The sequence below is a fragment of the Patulibacter defluvii genome, assembly GCF_034096925.1.
In the GTDB taxonomy this organism is placed as follows: domain Bacteria; phylum Actinomycetota; class Thermoleophilia; order Solirubrobacterales; family Solirubrobacteraceae; genus Patulibacter; species Patulibacter defluvii.
The window spans coordinates 80,729-97,864 of sequence record NZ_JAWZSQ010000022.1; the positions used below are offsets into that span (position 1 = coordinate 80,729).

The following is a 17,136-nucleotide window of genomic DNA, read 5'->3' on the forward strand; positions in this document are numbered from 1 at the left end:
CAGGGTCGTGACCACGCCGTCCCCGCGCCCGTCCGCCGATCCGCCGCCCGCCGCGGCGGCCGCCCCCGGGCACGACCACGCCGACCACGACCACGACCACCACCACGGGGTCTCGGCCGACGACGACCGCCGCTGGATCGCGATCGCGCTGGCGATCACGACGACCTTCATGCTGATCGAGGTCGTCACCGGCGTGATCTCGGGCTCGCTGGCGCTGCTCTCGGACGCGTCGCACATGCTGACCGACGCGGCGGCGCTGGCGCTGGCGCTGGGCGCGGCCCACCTGGCCCGCCGCCCGGCCGCCGGCCGCTACACCTTCGGGCTGGCGCGGGCCGAGATCCTCAGCGGCCTGATCAACGCGGTCGCGCTGCTGGTGCTCGGGGTGCTGATCGCGGTCGAGGGCGTCCGGCGGCTGTTCGATCCGCCGCAGATCGAGGCCGGCCTGGTGATCGTCGTCGGCGTCACCGGCGGGCTGGCGAACGTGGCGAGCGCCTGGGCCCTCTCCCGCGCCCAGCGGCGGAGCATGAACGTCGAGGGCGCGCGGCTGCACGTGATGATGGACCTGTTCGGCTCGCTGGCGGCGGTCGCGGCCGGCGTCGCGGTGGTCGTCGGCGGCTGGGAGATCGCCGACCCGATCGCCTCGCTGATCGTCGCCTTCCTGATGCTGCGCGGCGGCGTGCGGCTGACCCGCTCGACCGGGCGGGTGCTGCTGGAGGCGGCGCCGGCCGACGTCGAGCCGCCGCTGGTCGGGCGGGCGATCTACGAGGTCGAGGGCGTCGTCGGCGTCCACGACCTGCACGTCTGGGAGCTGACGACCGGCTTCCCGGCGCTCTCCGGCCACGTGGTCGTGGCGGCCGACGCCGAGGACCCGGACGGGATCCGCGAGGCGGTCCGGGCGATGCTCCACGCGCGGTTCTCGATCGACCACGCCACGCTGCAGGTCGAGCGGGGCGACGCCAGCGGCTGCGAGGGCTGCGCGGGCACGCTCCACGGACCGACGCTGCGGGCGGGGTAGGGGCGCGACGGCCGCGACCTTCGAAGGGTGGTCGGCCCGCGGGCGATCTGGGAGGGTCGGTCCGAGATGCCGTCCGCGCCGACCGACAACCCCACCTACGACCAGCTCGTCGCCACCCACGAGTGGCGCGTGCCCGAGCGGTACAACATCGCCGCCGACGTCTGCGACAAGCACCCGGACGACAAGCTGGCGATGGTCCACGAGGACCCGCAGGGCAACGTCCGCGAGGTGGCGTGGGGCGAGTTGCGGGGCCTGGCCAACCGCTTCGCCAACCTGCTGGTCGAGCACGGCGTCGAGCGCGGGGACCGGGTCGCGTTCCTGCTGCCGCCGACGCCGGAGACGGCGGCGGCGTTCCTCGGGGTCTGGAAGGCCGGCGCGGTGCTGCTGTCGATGTCGGTGCTCTACGGCGAGGAGGGGATCCGCCACCGGGTACGCGACAGCGACGCCAAGCTGGTGGTGACCGACGAGGCGCACCGCGAGCAGATCGCGGCCGCGATCGCCGGTCTGGAGGGGGCGGAGCACCGCGAGTTGCTGGTGCTGACGCCGGAGCTGCTGGCGGCGGCGTCGGACCAGTTCGAGACCCTCGACACGTCGGCGGAGGACCCGGCGCAGCTCTACTACACGTCGGGCACGACCGGGCTGGCGAAGGGCATCCTCCACGCCCATCGGTACCTGCTGGGGCACGAGGAGTTCGAGTACTGCCACCAGGTGCAGGACGGCGAGAAGTTCCGCTCGATGGGCGAGTGGGCGTGGGCGGCGGGGATCATCCCGCTGATGGGGGCGTGGCGCTACGGGGTGGTGCAGCACGTCCACCAGCGGGCGGGCGGGTTCGACCCGGAGGGCGAGCTGGCGTTCCTCAGCCGCCACGGCGTGACGAACGTCTTCACCACGCCGACGGCGATGCGCTCGATGATGGCGGTCGAGCGGGCGGGCGAGCGGTTCCCGGTCCCGCTGCGACGGGCCTGCTCGGCCGGCGAGCCGCTGAATCCCGAGGCGATCCGCTGGTTCCGCGAGCAGTACGGCGTGACGGTGCTGGACTTCTACGGGCTGTCGGAGAGCTATCCCCTGTGCGCGAACTTCCCCTTCATGGAGGTGCGCGAGGGCTCGATGGGCAAGCCGATGCCGGGCTGGCAGGTGGCGATCCTCGACGAGGACGAGCAGCCGGTGCCGGCGGGCGAGCGGGGCGAGATCTGCCTGCGGGCGCGGACGAACCCGACCTGGCCGCTGGGCTACTGGAACAACCCGAAGGCCTCCGAGGAGACCTTCGGCGGCGAGTGGTTCCACTCCAAGGACGCGGCCCGGATGGACGAGGACGGCTACGTCTGGTTCGAGGGCCGGGCCGACGACGTGATCCTCAGCGCCGGCTACCGGATCGGCCCCTTCGAGGTCGAGTCGGCGTGCCTGGAGCACCCGGCGGTCGCCGAGGCCGCGGTCGTCGGCAAGCCCGACCAGCGGCGCGGCTGGATCGTCAAGGCCTTCGTGATCGCCGCCGAGGGCCATGACCCCTCGGACGAGCTGGGCAAGCAGATCTCCCAGTTCGTCCGCGACACCCACTCCGCCTACGCCTACCCGCGCGAGATCGAGTTCGTCGACGAGCTGCCGAAGACCCTGACCGGCAAGATCCGCCGGATCGAGCTGCGGAAGCTCGAGGAGGAGCGGGCGAAGGGCTGACGATGGCAGGGCCGTGGCGCCCGACGACGAACGCCCCGGCCGGCGGCCAGGGCGTTCGGGAAGGAGGGAATGCGCCGCGCCCCCGGACCACCGAGTGGCGCGGATGATGCGGCGCGTCGTCGGGAACTCGAAGCACCCTGCGACGCGCCCCGAGATATAGCCCCGCTTCTTCAAGCGCAGCTCAAGCGACGATCAGACGTCGCTGAAGTGGCGCACTCCTGGGGTCAGGCGGCCGACGTCACGCGCGCCCGGATCACCGCGGAGGCGACGTGCGGATGGACGCGGTGGGTCTCGCGGACCTCGATCCCGACGAAGCCGGCGGCGGTCAGCGCCTGCGCGTACTCGTCGCGCGTGAGGGCGCCGGCGACGCAGCCGGTCCACTGGCGCATGTCGTGCTTGGTCGTCTCGTCCATGCCCGGATCGGCGACGACGTCGGAGACGGCGAAGCGGCCACGGGGTCGCAGGACGCGGGTCTTGTCGACCGCGAGGTTGATGACGCAGTTGGAGAATCGGGCCGCGTGGATCGCCCGGCTCCGCGGAAGGCCACGCGGCGGCCGCTGACACGTCGCCGGTCCCGGGCGGACGAGGCCGCTGCTACCCACCCACCCCCAGCACCGCACCATGCCGCTGGTCCACCAGCGTCAGGTAGTCCTCGGCCGTCGCGCCGGGTGTGGCGAAGGCGATTGCGGTGGCGACATCGTCGATCGTGAGGGCGACCTCCTCGGGGAGCGTCGCGTCGCGGACCGCCAGCACCGCCGTGCGGAGGGCGAGGGCCTCGACGATTGCCCGCTCGCCATCGGCGCTGAGGCCACCGCCGGTGTGGTCGGGGGACGGGCGACCGAGGCGGTGCGTCGCGCGATCCCGGCTCGGCCCGGGCCGCAGGCTGGGCGAGACGCAGGGGGCGCCGTGCGCCACCCGACTAGTCTTGTTCTGCATGGGAGCTTGCTTCTCCTGTGCCAGCCCCCGGACCGTTGGCGCGGTGCCGGGGGCACTTGGTTGTCCGCCCCATCCTCGATGGTGGGCGGCGCTTGTGCAAGCGATCGGGTGACCGGCCGATTTGGGCCGCTCAGCGGCCCGTTCTGCCCCGGAACGCGAACGCCCCCGACGGGCGGAGGCGTTCAACGGAGGGGGCGGGATTCGAACCCGCGGACCGGTGTTATCCGGCCTCTGGTTTTCAAGACCAGCGCAATCGTCCACTCTGCCACCCCTCCTTGGATGCGAGTGCGTGACAAGAGTAGAGCGGTCGTCTGCCCCCACGACGCGCCCTCGGCGGATGGCCGAGGGCGGGCGTCGGTGGCGTCCAGCGCGGGTCCAGCGAGTCAGAAGCGCGAGCCGATCCGGATCCGGTAGGCGCGGAAGGTCCGGGAGGAGACCCGCAGCGTGCCCCAGCTCTTCGCCGGCCGGGACCGGACGCGGCAGGTCCAGTCGCCGGACCGACCGCGCCGGCAGCTGGCGCTCCACTGGCTCGCACGGCTGTGGATGCCACCCTTGGCGACCTCCTTGACCGCCGCGCTGCGGGCGATCCGCTGGGCGGTGCTCTTGTCGAGCCCGGCGCTCGCCGACGCGGCCGGGGCACCGACACCGGTGGCGGCCACGAGGGCGAGCGCGAGGGGAACGACGACCTGATGGGGACGGGACAGGCGGGACATGGCTCCACCCTAGGCCCGCATCCCCTCCCCGGCCCTCCCCCGCGGGGACCAACCGACTCCCCCTAGTGCTTCCGGGGGACCCGCCCCCGCCGGCGCCACCCGTCAGCCGAAGATCGCCAGGTGCAGCAACCCGGCCCCGAAGCCCAGCACCGCGCCGTGGAGGAACAGCAGCCACTCGTCCTCCTTCATCGCCGTCCGCAGCATCTCGACGAAGTCCTTCGGCGACATCTCGCGCAGCCGATCGCGGATCAGCACCCGGATCGCCTTGCTCTGGCGCTCGTTGAACTCCGGGTCCTGCAGCGGCGTCAGCGTGTACTCGACCGCCTCGGTCGCCACCGACTCGCGCACGGCGTCGTACTTCTGCGCCCCCATCACCATCCGCACCGCCGCCCGCGCCGGCCCCGTCGCCCGGTCGACGGCGGGCCGCATGGCGTCCTCGACCATCCGCCGCGTCCGGTCCGACCGCGGCCCGTAGAGCAGCTCCTGGCCGATGTTGGCGATCGTGACGATGTTCTCGGCGATGATCTTCGAGTAGATGTCGGCGACCTCGTGCTGTCGCCGCAGGAACAGGCCCTGGATCTTGATCCCGAGGATCCGCCGCGGCTCGGTCGGCTCGAAGATCATCCAGATCCCGACCAGGTTGGTCGCCCAGCCGACGAAGGTGCCCATCACCGGCAGCACCCACCAGTGGTGGTACGCCGCCGTGATCCAGACCACCGGGAAGCCGAGGAAGAAGGCGAAGAAGAAGCCGAAGTTGATCATGAAGCGCAGCTCCTTCTGGCCCACGTCCTGGAAGACGCGGTTGGCCAGGTCGGGCTGCTCCTCCAGGTGCCGGATCACCATCAGCTTCACGTCGAGCAGCTGATCGATGTTCTCGCCGATCCGGTCGGTGACGTCGGAGACGATCTCCGGCAGCTGCTGCAGCACGCGCGCGTGAACCGCCTCGCGCACCTGCGGGGGAAGATCACGCCACAGCTGCGGGTGCTCGCGCTGCATGATCCGCTCGACCATGTCGCGGAGGTCGTTCTGGGTCGTCGCCAGGATCTGCTCGGCGATCTTCTCCGGCTCCAGCTGCTGGTAGAAGTCGGCCGCGCTGCCGAGCTTGGCGATCCCCTTGTCGACCGCGATCGAGCCCATCTTCGCCGCCCGCGAGGGGATGATCCCCTGCCACCCGACCCCGCCGTGCATCACGCCCGGGATCTGCTGGACCTTGCGCGGCGCCAGCTTCACGATCGTCGCCAGCCCCGGCACCCGGAACCCCTTGAACTCCAGGGGGTTGAACAGCATCCAGACGGCCGACCAGTTGGTGATGTAGCCGATCGCGCCCATGAAGAGCGGGACCGAGATCAGCTCCTGGAGGTGGATCTCCGCCCCCAGCAGGTGGAACGACGTCGCCAGCAGCAGCGCGCTCATCGGCGGCTCCCGCCGCCGGCCTGGTCGCTCGGCGGCTGGATCCGGGTGAACCCGGGCGTCGGCCCGTCCAGCGGCAGGCAGATCCGGCAGAAGTCGTCCCCGAAGGGCGTCAGCGCGATGCTGCGGCGGATCGTCTTCGCCGCCCGTCCGGCCTCGCGCATCGCCTGCTTGACCTCGGGCTGGGCCTCCAGCACCTGGTAGCCGCGCAGATCCTGCAGCTCCTCGTGGGAGAACCAGATCAGGCCCAGCCGGAAGAGGTTGTTCAGGTAGGCCGGGACCCGCTCGACGTAGCGGCAGCCGGCCTCGGCGCCGATGATCGTCAGGCCGGCCGCGATCAGCTCCGACCCGATCCCCAGCGGCCGCCCGGTGCGGACGTCGATCGCCGGCTGGGCGCCGCGGGTGGCCAGCAGCCGCAGCACCCGCGCCTCGTCCGGCGTCAGCTCGTCCAGGATCCGCGCGTAGGCCGGGTGCGCGTCCTCCTGGAAGGCGACGTTGGCCGCCTGGGCCAGCAGGCCGGCTCCCCGCGCCCGCAGCTCCTGCGACGGGTCGAGCGGCTCCTCGACGGTGGTCGGCGTCCAGCTGCGGGCCGATCCGACCCGCTCGGGCACCAGCTTCCGCAGCCGCTCCTCGACGTCCTCGACCCCGAGCACCTGGCGGGCGCTGCGGCGGGCCTGCTCGGCGGCCTCCTCGACCACCCGCGCGGCCAGGTCGCCGCCGGGCAGCCGGCGGGCGATCCGCAGGCCGGTCCGGACCGACGTCTCGGCGCCCCAGACCGCCCCCCGCAGCCAGGTGCTGCCGGCGATCCGGGCCAGGCCGGGCATCGCCTCGATCGCCTGATCGCGCCGCCGATCGGGGCGCGCGTCGTCCGCCAGCTCATCGAGCTCGCTCACCGCGTCGTCCCGCTCGCTGCTCGTCCTGGTCGCCATGTCCCCATCGTCTCGTCCACCGCCAGCCCTCTGCGACCGACGGTCGCAATACCGCACACCCTAGCCGCGTGGCGGGATCGTGGGCCGCGAACGGGTGGGCTCGTGCACCGTCCGGCCGCGCGCGTAGCCTCGGACGTCCGATGCGGCTCCTGCACACCGCCGACTGGCACCTGGGGCGTCTGCTCCACCGGATGCCGCTGCTCGACGCGCAGGCGGCGGCGATCGACCACCTGGTCGAGCTGGCCGAGGAGGAGCAGGTCGACGCGATCCTGGTCGCCGGCGACCTCTTCGACCGCGCGCTGCCGCCGGTCGAGGCGGTGCGGCTGGCCGGCGACGCGCTGCGGCGGCTGGCGGCGATCGCGCCGGTGGTGCTGGTCAGCGGCAACCACGACTCGGCCCCGCGGCTGGGCTTCGCGGCCGAGCTGATCGCCGCCGGCGGCGTCCACCTGCGGACCGATCCGGCCACCGTCGGCGAGCCGCTGGTGCTGGAGGACGAGCACGGCCCGGTCGCGCTCTACGGCATCCCCTACCTGGATCCGGAGCTGGCCCGCGGCCCGCTCGCCGTCGAGGAGCGCTCGCACGACGCGGTCCTGACCGCGGCGATGGACCGCGTCCGCGCCGACCTGGCCACCCGCGACGGCGCCCGCTCGGTGGTCGTCGCCCACGCCTTCGTGGCCGGCGGCCGGGCCTCGGAGTCGGAGCGCGACATCTCGGTCGGCGGCGCCCAGACCGTCTCCCCGGCCGTCTTCGCGGGCGTCGACTACGGCGCGCTCGGCCACCTGCACCGGCCGCACGCGGTCGGCGCCGCGGCCGACGAGCAGCCGGTGCCGGCCGCGGTCGGGGTTCGCGCCGGATCGGCCGACGCCGAGCTGGGCGGCCTCTTCGCCCTGACCCTGGAGGACGAGCCCCCCGCCCCGGCCCTCCCCACGGCCAGCGGCCCGGTCCTGCGCTACGCCGGATCGCCGCTGCCCTACTCGTTCAGCGAGGCCGGGCTGACGAAGACGACGACGATCGTCGACCTCGACGGCGACGGCGCGGTCGCGGTCCGCCACGTCCCGGTCCCGGCCCCCTTCCGGCTGGCGCGGCTGCGCGGCACGCTCGACGAGCTGCTGCAGGATCCGCGGCTGACCGAGCACGAGGACGACGGCCACTGGCTGGAGGTCGTGCTGACCGACGCCCGCCTGCCCGCGCGGCCGATGGAGCGGCTGCGGCGGCGGTTCCCGCGGGTGCTGGTGCTGCAGCACGCGCCCGAGGGCGACCTGGGCCCGCGCACCACCGCCGCCGAGCGGGTCCGCGGCCGCAGCGACCTGGAGATCGTCGAGCGGTTCGTGCTCGACGTCCGCGGCAGCGCCGCGACCGCGGACGAGCTGCCGCTGCTGCGGGCCGCGGTCGAGCATGTCGCCCGCCCGTCGGAGGGCTAGCGTGCGGCTCCACCGGCTGGAGATCGAGGGCTTCGGGCCCTTCGGCGGCCACGAGCAGGTCGACTTCGACGCGCTCGCCAGCGGCGGCCTGTTCCTGCTCTCGGGACCGACCGGGGCGGGCAAGACCAGCGTCCTCGACGCGGTCTGCTTCGCGCTCTTCGGCGAGGTCCCGGGCGCCCGCGGCGACGCCGGGCGGCTGGCCAGCGACCACCGCGCCCCCGACGTGCGCCCGCGGGTGGCGCTGGAGGCGACCGTCGGCGGCCGCCGGATCCGGGTCGCCCGCACCCCCGCCCACCTGCGACCCCGCAAGCGCGGCGGCGAGGAGGGCGACCTGGTCCAGGAGCCCGCGGCGGCGACGCTCGAGCTGCAGGGACCGGACGGGGAGTGGAAGGCGGTCGCCGGCAAGCTCCAGGACGTCGCCCACGAGCTCGATCCGCTGCTGGGGATGACCGCCGAGCAGTTCCTGCAGGTGGTGATGCTGCCCCAGGGCGCCTTCGCGACCTTCCTGCGGGCCGACGCCAAGCAGCGCCAGGCGGTGCTGGAGCGGCTGTTCGACGCCGGCCGCTACTCGCGGATCGAGCAGTGGCTGAAGGACCGCGCCGGCGAGGCCCGCGGCGCGCTCGACCGGGCCCGGATCGCGGCCGACAACGCCTTCGCCGAGGCCGGCGGCGCCTGGGGCGCCCCCACCCCCGCGCCACTGCTGCGCGAGCGCGCGACGGCCGACGAGCTGACCGGCTGGCTGGCCGCCGAGCGCGAGCGGCTGGCCGCCGACGCCGCCGCGGCCGCGACGGCCCGCGAGCGCGCGATCGACGCCCGCCGCAACGCCGAGTCCGACCGCGAGCAGGCCCGCGAGCTGGCCGAGCACCAGACCCGCCGGCGCGAGGCCGAGGCGCGGCTGCAGGCGATCGAGGCCGAGGCCGACGGCCACGAGCAGCGGGTCGCCCGGCTGGAGGCGCACCGCCGCGCGGTCCCGCTGCGTGGCTACCTGGACGCCGTCCGCCAGGCGACCGCGCGGGCCCAGGACGGCGAGCGGACGCTGGCCAAGGCCCGCGCCTGGGTGACCCAGCTGGAGGACCCGACGCTCTCGCCCGACGACCCCACGACCTGGGCCGCCGGCGCGCGGCGACGGGCCGACGACGCCGCCGGCCTGCGCGAGCTGGTCGCGCTGGAGGAGGGTCTGGCCGGCCGCACGAGCGAGTTGGAACGGCGCCGGACCGCCGCCGCCGAGGCCGCCCGCGCCGCCGCCGAGGCCGACGAGCGGCTGGCCGCCGCCGAGGCCGAGGCCAAGGCCCTCGACGACCGCCGGCGGGCGGCCGGCGAGGCCGCCCAGCACGCGGCGGCGCTGGCCGAGCAGGCCGCCGCCGCGACCACCGCGGCCGCCGCCGGCGAGCGTCGCGACGCGCTGGCCGCCCGTGCGACCGCGGCCGACGACGCGCTGCGGGCCGCCGTCGACGCTCACCAGGCCGCCGCCGAGCGGGTGCTGGAGCTGCGCGCCCGGCGGCTGGAGGGCTACGCCGCCGAGCTGGCCGCCGGCCTCGGCGACGACGAGCCGTGCCCGGTCTGCGGGTCGCCCGACCACCCGGCGCCGGCCGCCGGCGGCGACGGGCACGTGACCGCCGAGGAGGAGCAGGCCGCCGCGACCGCCGCCGACGCGGCCCGCGCCGCCCGCGAGCAGGCCGAGCGGCAGCGCCACGCGCTCCACGCCGAGCTGGCCGCCGCCGAGCAGGCCGCCGGCGGCGAGCCGACCCCAGCCCTCCGCGAGCGGGCGGCCGAGCTGGAGCGGCGGCTCGGGGTCGCCCGCACCGCGGCCGAGGACGACGCCCGGATCGCCGCCGAGCGCGAGGCGCTGGAGCAGCGGACCGCGGCCGACCGCCGGACCCAGCAGCAGGCCCGCGAGCAGGCGACCGCCGAGGCGACCCGCGCCGACGCGCTGGAGGCCGAGCTGACGCGGCTGCGGGAGCGGCTGGCGCACGAGCGCGACGGCTTCCCCGACGTCGCCGCCCGCGTCCGTGCGCTCCGCCACGACGCGACCTACCTGGAGAAGGCCAGCGGCGCCCACCAGGACGACCTGGCCGCGCGCACCGCCCGCGAGGAGGCCGACCGGGCGCTGGCGGCGGCGCTCCGCGACCACGGGATCGCCGGCGACGAGCAGGCGATCGCGGCGCTCCAGACGGCGATCGTCACCCCGCGCGAGGCCGACGAGCTGGCGGCGGCGATCGAGCAGGTCGAGCGGGCACGGACGGCGGCACGGGCGATGCTGGCGCTGCCCGAGGTGGCCGCGGTCGCCGGCACCGCGCCGGTCGACGTCGTCGCCGCCGAGCAGCGCCGGACCGCCGCCGCCGAGGAGGCCGAGCGGGCCACCACCGCCGCCGCCGCGGCCGCCGCCCGGGTCGCCGCGCTCGACGACCGCGAGCCGCGACTGCGGGCCCAGCTCGACGAGCTGGCGCCGCTCGTCGCCGCCGCCGACCGCGCCCACGAGCTGGCCGAGCTGGCCCGCGGCGGGGCCGGCAACCGGCGCCGGATCCAGCTCTCCTCGTGGGTGCTGGCGGCGCGGCTGGAGCAGGTGGCCGACGCCGCCACGGTCCACCTCCAGCGGATGTCGGCCGGCCGCTACGCGCTGGTCCTGCACGAGGAGCCGGCGACCGCCCGCGGCAAGGGCAACGCCGGCCTCGGGCTGCGGGTGCTCGACGGCTGGACCGGCGAGCAGCGCGACACGACCACGCTCTCCGGCGGCGAGTCGTTCTTCGCCTCGCTGGCGCTGGCGCTGGGGCTGGCCGAGGTGGTCAGCGCCGAGGCGGGCGGGCTCGACCTCGGCACGCTCTTCATCGACGAGGGCTTCGGGACCCTCGACGAGCAGACCCTCGACGAGGTGCTCGGGGTTCTCGACGGGCTCCGCGACGGCGGCCGCGCGGTCGGGATCGTCTCGCACGTCCCCGAGCTGAAGCAGCGGATCCCGATCCAGCTGGTGGTCGAGAAGCGCCGCGACGGCTCGCAGCTGCGCCAGCAGGCCGCGGCCGCCCTCTGACCCGCGTTTCAGCCGGCCGCGGCGACCGCCGGGTCGAGGTCGTAGGGCACGCCGGCGCCGAGCAGCTCGCAGCCGTCCTCGCCGATCAGGACGGCGTCCTCCAGCTGGACCCGGCCGACGTCGAGGTAACAGAGGTTCGGCTCCAGCGCGACGACGTCGCCGACGATCAACGGCGACGAGACGGCGCGGCCGACCGACGGCGCCTCGTGGACCTCGAGCCCGACGCCGTGGCCGAGGCCGGAGAAGAACCCCTCCTCCAGCGTGGTGCCCGGCGGCTTGGTCCGCTGGGTGGCGTGGCCGCCGGCCTCGAAGACGTCGCAGACGGTCGCGTAGAGGTCGCGCGGGTCGACGCCGGCCCGTGCCTCGGCCAGCACCCGCTGGTGGGCGTCCAGGCAGAGCGCGTGCCAGCTCGCGACCCGCTCGGGCACCATGCCGACGACCCAGGTCCGGGCCATGTCGGTGAAGCAGCCGGTCGCGCGGTCGCGGGGCCAGATGTCGAGCACCACCGGCTCGCCGGCCGCGATCGGGCCGCTGCCGAGCCCGTGGGCGTCGGCCGACTGCGGCCCGTGCGCGACCACGTACTCGTCGGCGGTGGCGCCGTGGGCCCGGATCTCGTCGTCGATCGCCGCCTTGATCGCCTCGCAGGTGAGCGGCGCCCCGCCGTGCCAGAGCGCGCCGTCGGGGCGGATCTCGGCCCCGGCGAGCAGCCCGGCCATCAGCCGCGCCGCGGCGTCGGCGGCGGTCTGCGCCCGGCGGATCCCGGCCAGCTCGGCCGCGCTCTTCGTCCGCCGCCGTTCGTCGAACAGCTCCGGGTCGACGTTCAGGCCGAGCCCGCCGGCCCGGAAGTAGTCGGCGACGGCGAGCGGGAAGGCCGCCGGCACGGCCGCCTCGACGATCCCCTGCTCGCGGGCGGCCCGCAGCGACGCCTCGACGTAGACCTGCCAGCGCGGCACGCCCGCAGCCAGCAGCTCGTCGACCCCGTAGCGCTCGATCGGCAGCAGCTCCAGGTCGGGCCGGGCGCGGCCGATCGTCCCCGCGTCGAGCGCCGAGACGACCGCGAACGGCCGCCCCTCACGCTCGCCGTAGAGGAACGGATCGCCGACCGCGGCCGGGATCTCGTGGCGCAGCTCCGGCGTGCGCTCGCTGTCGGCGTAGATCAGGACGTCGGGCATCGGCCGTCGGCGCCGGTCAGCCGGCCGAGACCAGCCCGACCGGGCAGCTGACGCCCGTCTCGCCGTGGCCGCAGTAGCCGTTCGGGACCTTGTGCAGGTAGGCCTGGTGGTCGGGCTCGGCGTAGAAGAACGGGATCGCGCCGCCGAGCAGCGCCCCGCCGAAGGCGCCGGGACCGTCCGCGCCGCCGCGGATCTCGGTCGTGATCGGGCCGTGGCCGCCGGCGGTCAGGGCCCGCTGGTAGTTGGTCCGCGACATCTCGGCCTGGGCCAGCTGCTCGTCGCTGGTGGCGTAGATCGCCGAGCGGTACTGGGTGCCGACGTCGTTGCCCTGGCGCATCCCCTGGGTCGGGTCGTGGCCCTCCCAGAAGATCCGCAGGATCGCCTCGAAGTCGATCGCCGTCGGGTCCCACGCCACCAGCACCGCCTCGGTGTGGTTGGTGCGGCCCGAGCAGACCTCGGCGTAGGTCGGGTTCGGGGTCTGCCCGCCCTGGTAGCCGACGGCGGTCACCAGCACCCCGGAGGTCTGCCAGAAGCCGCGCTCGGCGCCCCAGAAGCAGCCCATCCCGAAGAACGCGTGCTCGCTGCCGGCGGGCAGCGGCGGCACGATCGGGCGACCCAGGACCGGGTGGTCGCCGACGATCGGCATCAGCTGCTCGCGGCCCGGCAGCGTCTCCTGCGGGTCGATCAGCTCGGCAGCCTTCTGGCGGAACAGCATCCGGGGCTCCTCGGGTCGGGAAGGGCACGTCCGCGCGGGCGGCGCGAAACGCCTGCGTCGAGCGTAGCGAGCGGGCCCGGGAAGCTCGTCGGACAGCGGCAGAACGGCCGCCGGTACACCCGTGCACCGAACGGTGGTCGGGATCGCCTCCAGCGCGTAAGATGGGGAGGTGGTCAAAGCACCCTCGCCACTGACGCTGCCGACGCCCGTGCTCAAGCCGCGGATGCGCGGTGTGCTGCACCAGTGGGCGGCGGTGGTGGCGGCCTTCGCCGGGGCGTTCCTGGTGCTCTCGGCCCCGAACGCCAACGCCCGGCTCGCGTCGCTGGTCTACGCGGTCTCGATCGTCGGCCTCTTCACCGTCAGCGCGATCTACCACCGGGTCAACTGGCGGCGGCCGAACGCCCGCGCCTGGATGCGGCGGCTCGACCACTCGATGATCTTCGTGATGGTCGCCGGCAGCGTCACGCCGATCGCCGCGATCGTGCTCGAGGGCCCGCTGCGGACCACCGTCCTCAGCGTCGCCTGGGGCCTGGCCGGGGTCGGGATCACGATCAAGCTGCTCTGGATCGGCGCCCCGAAGTGGGTCAGCGCCGCGATCTACCTGGGGATCGGCTGGGCCGGGATGGCGCTCTTCCCGAAGCTGGTCGGCGACCTCGGCCCGTGGCCGGCGGTCGGCCTGATCGGCGGCGGGCTGCTCTACACCGCCGGCGCGATCATCTACGCCGGCAAGCGGCCCGATCCGTTCCCGCGGGTCTTCGGCTACCACGAGATCTTCCACGCGCTGGTGATCGTCGCCGCGCTGGCGCACTACCTCGTGGTCGCGCTCGCCGTCGTCCCCCACGCCTGACCGCGACCCCTCCCCCGGGCCGAACCGGGTTCCGCCCTTCGGCGGTCGCCGTGGGGCCGCTCGCGCCCTACGATCGACGGGTGACCCGCCCCCTGCCCTGGTCGACGCTCCGCCGGTCGCTGCTCCAGCGGACCGGGATCGCGTCGCCGGTGATGGCGGTCGCGCTGCTGGTGATCAGCGCCCTGCTCTTCACCGACACGACGATGCGGCGCCAGGACGGCTGGGGCGCGGGCGAGCCACAGGCGATCGACGTCGTGCTGCTGCTGCTCGCGATCCTGCCGGTGTTCGTGGCCCGGATCGCGCCGCTGCCGGCGCTGATCGTCGCCTTCGGCGCGCTGCTGGCGCTGGTCGGCGACCACACCGCGGTGACCGCCCAGATCGCGGTCGCCTGGACCGCCGTCGTCGCCGCCGAGTTCGGCACCCGGCGGCGGGCGGTCCTGATCATGGTCGGCGGCGCGCTGACCTCGCTCGGGCTGCTGATCGACGCCAACGACCTCGGCTGGTCGCTGCCGGCGATCGTCCTCTCGCTCTTCAGCGGCGCGGTCCCGGGCCTGGTCGGCGAGGCGATCCGCAGCGAGCGCGAGCTGGCCGACCAGTACCGCGACAACGCCCACCGGCTGGAGCAGCTGAGCGACGCCGAGGTCCAGCGGGCGGTCGCCGACGAGCGGGTGCGGATCGCGCGCGAGGTCCACGACGTGGTCGGCCACCACCTGAGCGCGATCAGCCTCCAGGCGGCCGCCGGTGCCCGCAAGGCCGAGGACGCCGAGGAGGCCCGCCACGCGCTCGAGGCGATCCGCCGCTCCAGCCGCGAGGCGCTCGACCAGACCCGGCGGACGCTCGGGATGCTGCGCTCGCACGACGACGGCGCGGCCGGCACCGGAACCGCGCCGGTGCCGAGCCTGACCGGCCTGGAGCACCTGGTGGAGACGACCCGGGCCAGCGGCGTTGCGGTCCAGCTGGCGATCACCGGCGACCGGCGACCGCTGCCCGATCCGGTCGAGCAGTGCGCGTTCCGGATCGTGCAGGAGGCGCTGACGAACGTGGCCAAGCACGCGCGGCCGGCCGAGGCCGAGGTCCAGGTCCGCTACGGCGCGCGGGCGATCCACCTGCACGTGCTGGACCACGGGGCGGGAGCGCCGGCCGAGCCCAACGGCTGGCCGGGACCGGTGCGGGCCGAGGGCGCGAGCGCCGGCGTGGTGCCGGCCGGGGTCTTCGCCGCCGCCAGCCGTCGCGGGCGCCGCGGCCAGGGCCTGGTGGGGATGCGCGAGCGGGCGGCGCTGGTCGGCGGCCGGGTGCTGGCGGGGCCGCGGGCCGAGGGCGGCTGGCGGGTCGACGCCGAGCTGCCGATCGAGAGCGACGACCGTGCGGGGGTGCCGGCGTGAGCGGCGACGCGATCCGGGTGCTGGTGGCCGACGACCAGCCGCTGGCGCGGCGCGGGCTGCGCGGGATCCTGGAGTCGGAGCCGGGCTTCGAGGTGGTCGGCGAGGCGGTCGACGGGGCGGACGCGGTCGGCCAGGCGGAGCGCCGGCGGCCGGACGTGGTGCTGATGGACATCCGGATGCCGCGGATGGACGGCCTCGAGGCGACGCGGCGGCTGAGCGCCCTGGACCCGCCGGTCGACGTGATCGTGGTGACGACCTTCGACCTCGACGAGTACGTCTTCGGCGCGCTGCGGGCGGGCGCGTCGGGCTTCCTGCTGAAGGACGCCGATCCGGAGCTGATCATCGACGCCGTGCGGGCGGTCCACGGCGGCGGTGGCCTGATCGCGCCCGACGTGACGCGGCGCCTGATCCACCGCTTCGCCGCCGTCGAGCCGTCCCGTTCCGACGACCCGGCGCTGGCCGAGCTGACCCCGCGCGAGGTCGACGTCCTGCTGGGGATCGCCCGCGGCCTGTCGAACGCCGGCATCGCGGCGTCGCTCGTCCTGGAGGAGTCGACGGTCAAGAGCCACGTCGGCCGGATCCTCTCCAAGCTCGACCTCCAGAGCCGCGTCCAGGCGGTGATCTACGCCTACGAGACGGGCCTCGTGCTGCCCGGCGACGGCGTGCCCGAGGGTGCCCGCGGAGAGCTCGCGGCGGGGGACGCTTCGAGCCCCGGCGACGGCCGCTAGACTCGGCCCCACAAGGAGCGATGGCCGAGTGGCTTAAGGCGCTCGCCTGCTAAGCGAGTTGGGGGTTGAAAGCTCCCTCCGGGGTTCGAATCCCCGTCGCTCCGCTCGATCGAGACCCCCGTCGGAGGACGGGGGTCTCGTCGTTTCGGGGCCGGCTAGATCGTCAGCGAGGGATCGAGCGACCCGGCGAGGACGGCGTTGGCCAGCAGCGCCGCGGAGACGAGGACGGTCGCCGCGGCGAGGGCCGGCGGCCGCCGCCGGAGGGCCGTGCTGGCCAGCGCGACGGCCAGGACCGGAGCCGCGACCAGCAGCAGCCAGCGGTCGGCCGCGTCGCAGTAGGAGGCGCGGGCGCTGCCGGGAACGGGCCGCGCGTCGGCGGCCAGCGGCGGCGGCGCGTGGGTGCAGACGTGGTCGACCAGCAGCGCGGCGACGACCGCCACCACGGCCACCGCGAGGACGCAGGCCACGGCCATCGCTGGGCCGGTCGATCGGGGCGGGGAAGGTGCGGTCATCGGGCGTCCCGCGGTCAGGTTCGCGGGGCGGCGGGTGGGGCGCAAGCGGGGGCGGTCGGTGGACGGGAGGCGGGGCGGTCGGGCAGGCGAAGGACGGGCGCCTGCGCGGCACTCGCGGGAGCGCCGTTGGCCGTGGAAGGCGCGACGGCCGCCCGGACCGAGGTCCGAGCGGCCGTCCGGGCGCGCTGGGGTTCTGGTGGCCGGCGAGTGCCGGCCCGGGCTCAGCCGGCGGCGGCCGCCGTGGCCGGGGCGGCCTCGGCGCCGGAGGCGTCGCCACCGTCGTCGGTCGCGGCCGACGCCTCGCCACTGCCGTCGGACTCCGGCGCGGCGGCCTCGCTGCCGCTGTCGCTGGACGGCTCGGCGGCGGGGGCCTCGGCGGCCGGCTCCGGCGCGGGGGTCTCCGCCGCAGGCGCGGGCGCCTCGGCGGCCGGCTCAGGAGTCGGGGCTTCGGCCGCGGGCTCCGGATCGGGCGCGGGGGCCTCGGCCTGGGGCTCCGGGGCGGGCGCCTCAGCGGCGGGCTCCGCCGCGGGGGCCTCAGCGGCCGGCTCCGGCGCCGGGGCCTCCGCCGCCGGCTCCGGCGCGGGTGCCTCAGCAGCGGGCTCGGGGGCCGGCGCCTCGGCCGCGGGCGTCTCGGCAGGCGCCTCGGGCGCCGGCGCGGGC

Annotated in this window: 15 protein-coding genes, 2 tRNA genes and 1 pseudogene; 8 read left to right on the top strand and 10 right to left on the bottom strand. The window is 75.5% G+C overall.

Annotation, left to right across the window (positions count from 1 at the left end):
- Nucleotides 1-7 precede the first annotated feature (7 nt).
- Nucleotides 8-1,015 carry a cation diffusion facilitator family transporter gene (locus SH587_RS19490; protein WP_320672326.1) on the top strand — a complete coding sequence of 336 codons (1,008 nt, stop codon included), beginning with the start codon at nt 8-10 and terminating at the stop codon, nt 1,013-1,015.
- 66 nt (nt 1,016-1,081) lie between these two features.
- Nucleotides 1,082-2,686 carry an acetate--CoA ligase gene (locus SH587_RS19495; protein WP_320672327.1) on the top strand — a complete coding sequence of 535 codons (1,605 nt, stop codon included), beginning with the start codon at nt 1,082-1,084 and terminating at the stop codon, nt 2,684-2,686.
- A 224-nt stretch (nt 2,687-2,910) separates the two neighbouring features.
- On the opposite strand, the gene SH587_RS19500 is transcribed toward SH587_RS19495, so the two are convergent.
- The 6 genes from SH587_RS19500 to SH587_RS19525 form a co-directional block, all read right to left on the bottom strand.
- Nucleotides 2,911-3,099, bottom strand: a complete 189-nt coding sequence (locus SH587_RS19500) for a hypothetical protein (RefSeq protein ID WP_320672328.1) — start codon at nt 3,097-3,099, stop codon at nt 2,911-2,913.
- A 181-nt stretch (nt 3,100-3,280) separates the two neighbouring features.
- Nucleotides 3,281-3,622, bottom strand: a complete 342-nt coding sequence (locus SH587_RS19505) for a hypothetical protein (protein WP_320672329.1) — start codon at nt 3,620-3,622, stop codon at nt 3,281-3,283.
- Nucleotides 3,623-3,808: 186 nt separating this feature from the next.
- Nucleotides 3,809-3,897: transfer RNA gene (locus SH587_RS19510), tRNA-Ser, on the bottom strand.
- A gap of 108 nt (nt 3,898-4,005) precedes the next feature.
- Entirely contained in the window at nt 4,006-4,335 is a 330-nt protein-coding gene (locus SH587_RS19515; RefSeq protein ID WP_320672330.1) for a hypothetical protein, read from the bottom strand.
- Nucleotides 4,336-4,437: 102 nt separating this feature from the next.
- Complete coding sequence (locus SH587_RS19520; protein WP_320672331.1) at nt 4,438-5,748, bottom strand: DUF445 domain-containing protein; 1,311 nt, start codon at nt 5,746-5,748, stop codon at nt 4,438-4,440.
- Entirely contained in the window at nt 5,745-6,674 is a 930-nt protein-coding gene (locus SH587_RS19525; protein ID WP_320672332.1) for a DUF4393 domain-containing protein, read from the bottom strand. Before SH587_RS19525 ends, SH587_RS19520 begins: the two co-directional genes overlap by 4 nt.
- Nucleotides 6,675-6,814: 140 nt before the next feature.
- Between SH587_RS19525 and SH587_RS19530 the strand changes: the two genes are divergently transcribed.
- Both SH587_RS19530 and SH587_RS19535 read left to right on the top strand, forming a co-directional pair.
- The gene (locus tag SH587_RS19530; RefSeq protein ID WP_320672333.1) at nt 6,815-8,095 is read left to right on the top strand and encodes an exonuclease SbcCD subunit D; all 1,281 of its coding nucleotides are present in this window, start codon (nt 6,815-6,817) and stop codon (nt 8,093-8,095) included.
- A gap of 1 nt (nt 8,096) precedes the next feature.
- A complete protein-coding gene (locus SH587_RS19535) occupies nt 8,097-11,120 on the top strand; it encodes an AAA family ATPase (RefSeq protein ID WP_320672334.1) in 3,024 nt (1,007 codons plus the stop codon).
- An 8-nt stretch (nt 11,121-11,128) separates the two neighbouring features.
- On the opposite strand, the gene SH587_RS19540 is transcribed toward SH587_RS19535, so the two are convergent.
- Together SH587_RS19540 and msrA are read right to left on the bottom strand one after the other, a co-directional pair.
- Nucleotides 11,129-12,292: a M24 family metallopeptidase gene (locus SH587_RS19540; protein WP_320672335.1), complete on the bottom strand. Its 1,164-nt coding sequence runs from the start codon at nt 12,290-12,292 to the stop codon at nt 11,129-11,131.
- Nucleotides 12,293-12,308: 16 nt separating this feature from the next.
- Nucleotides 12,309-13,007: a peptide-methionine (S)-S-oxide reductase MsrA gene (msrA, locus tag SH587_RS19545; protein ID WP_320672336.1), complete on the bottom strand. Its 699-nt coding sequence runs from the start codon at nt 13,005-13,007 to the stop codon at nt 12,309-12,311.
- Between the two features lie 169 nt (nt 13,008-13,176).
- On the opposite strand from msrA, the gene trhA reads away from it, so the two are divergent.
- The 4 genes from trhA to SH587_RS19565 all read left to right on the top strand — a co-directional run bounded on the left by trhA (nt 13,177) and on the right by SH587_RS19565 (nt 16,068).
- Nucleotides 13,177-13,854 (top strand): PAQR family membrane homeostasis protein TrhA, encoded by a 678-nt coding sequence (trhA, locus tag SH587_RS19550; protein WP_320672337.1) that lies wholly within the window; start codon nt 13,177-13,179, stop codon nt 13,852-13,854.
- An 80-nt stretch (nt 13,855-13,934) separates the two neighbouring features.
- Nucleotides 13,935-15,236 carry a sensor histidine kinase gene (locus tag SH587_RS19555; RefSeq protein ID WP_320672338.1) on the top strand — a complete coding sequence of 434 codons (1,302 nt, stop codon included), beginning with the start codon at nt 13,935-13,937 and terminating at the stop codon, nt 15,234-15,236.
- Nucleotides 15,233-15,964 (top strand): response regulator, encoded by a 732-nt coding sequence (locus tag SH587_RS19560; RefSeq protein ID WP_320672339.1) that lies wholly within the window; start codon nt 15,233-15,235, stop codon nt 15,962-15,964. Before SH587_RS19555 ends, SH587_RS19560 begins: the two co-directional genes overlap by 4 nt.
- Before the next feature lie 14 nt (nt 15,965-15,978).
- Nucleotides 15,979-16,068: transfer RNA gene (locus tag SH587_RS19565), tRNA-Ser, on the top strand.
- Between the two features lie 51 nt (nt 16,069-16,119).
- On the opposite strand, the gene SH587_RS19570 is transcribed toward SH587_RS19565, so the two are convergent.
- Both SH587_RS19570 and SH587_RS19575 read right to left on the bottom strand, forming a co-directional pair.
- On the bottom strand, nt 16,120-16,437 hold the full coding sequence (locus SH587_RS19570; protein WP_320672340.1) for a hypothetical protein: 318 nt from the start codon (nt 16,435-16,437) through the stop codon (nt 16,120-16,122).
- Between the two features lie 260 nt (nt 16,438-16,697).
- Nucleotides 16,698-17,136, bottom strand: a pseudogene (locus SH587_RS19575) (translation initiation factor IF-2); the annotation flags it as partial.